Source organism: Nocardia concava NBRC 100430 (genome assembly GCF_000308815.1).
In the GTDB taxonomy this organism is placed as follows: Bacteria; Actinomycetota; Actinomycetes; order Mycobacteriales; family Mycobacteriaceae; genus Nocardia; species Nocardia concava.
This window is the reverse complement of the sequence record NZ_BAFX01000068.1, coordinates 1-1,235: the sequence shown is the minus strand read 5'-3', so window position 1 is coordinate 1,235 and position 1,235 is coordinate 1. Positions and strand designations below refer to the sequence as shown.

The window sequence follows — 1,235 nt, the reverse complement described above, 5'->3', positions numbered from 1 at the left end:
CAGAACTTCGCGGGCTCTTTGTCCCGGTCGGTCTCTGAGGCAACTTTTCCAGCCTAGCGGCCCTACCCAGAAGAGTCAAGGCCCAAACCTAGTTTGGAGTGTTCATGTCCGGCGCCTTCGTCCAACCTCGTTTCCGCTTCCGAATCCCTGCTCTGAGCTGGGCGTTTCGGTCCCGGTCGGTGTCCGTGTCGCTCTGACCTGGACTAAGTTACGCGGCGGATAACGCAAGGTCAAATCCGCTGGTCGCCAAGGTGTTTGCGCTGGTCAGCCCGTTGCAAACCGGGCGGTTGGGCGACCTGAGCCACCCCTTTGTGACCCAGGTCATTTCGATCTTGTTTCCGAATCAGTTGCGCCGCAGATCAGTTGGCGGCGCAGCAGGTCAGACGGCCGCGCGCCGCACGCCGGCGAAGTTCTTCTTGCCGCGACGCAGCACCAGCCACTGTCCGTGCAGGAAGTCGTCCTCCGAGGGAGTCCACTCCACTTCGGACACCTTCACGTTGTTCACCGACGCGCCACCCTCATTGACCGCACGCCGCGCGGCGCCCTTGCTCTCGCAGAGCCCGGACTCGACCAGCAGATCGACGATGGTCGAGGCGGGAGTCGCCTCGGCGACCTTGCCGTCCACCGCGGCCTCGGTCAGCGCCGACGCCAGCGTCGACTCGTTCAGCTCGCGGAGTTCACCGCGACCGAACAGTGCCTGGCTGGCCAGCTGCACCGAGCGGGTGTGCTCCTCGCCGTGCACCAGCGTCGTCATCTCCGCGGCCAAGCGCTTCTGCGCCTCGCGGGCGTGCGGACGCTCGGCGGTCGCCTTCTCCAGCTCGTCGAGTTCCTCGCGCGAGAGGAAGGTGAACCAGCGCAGGTAGCGGACCACGTCGGCATCGGCGGTGTTCACGAAGTACTGGTACCAGGCGTAGGGGCTGGTCATCTCGGGGTCGAGCCAGAGGCTGCCGCCGCCGGTGGACTTGCCGAACTTCTTGCCGTCGGCCGAGGTCACCAGCGGAACGGTCAGCGCGTGCACGTGCTCGCCGTCGACGCGGCGGTTGAGCTCCACGCCCGCGATGATGTTGCCCCACTGGTCCGAGCCGCCGACCTGCAGCGTGCACCCGTACTCGCGGCGCAGCTGCAGGAAGTCGTTGGCCTGCAACAGCATGTAGCTGAACTCGGTGTAGGACATGCCGTCCGACTCGAGCCGCCGCTTGACGGTGTCGCGGGCCAGCATGACGTTCACCGAGAAG

Annotated in this window: 1 protein-coding gene; it reads right to left on the bottom strand. The window is 65.8% G+C overall.

What is annotated here, in order from left to right; genetic code table 11:
* Positions 1-379: 379 nt before the first annotated feature.
* On the bottom strand, positions 380-1,235 hold an 856-nt coding region (tyrS, locus tag ON43_RS14280; protein ID WP_040807744.1), incomplete at its 5' end, for a tyrosine--tRNA ligase.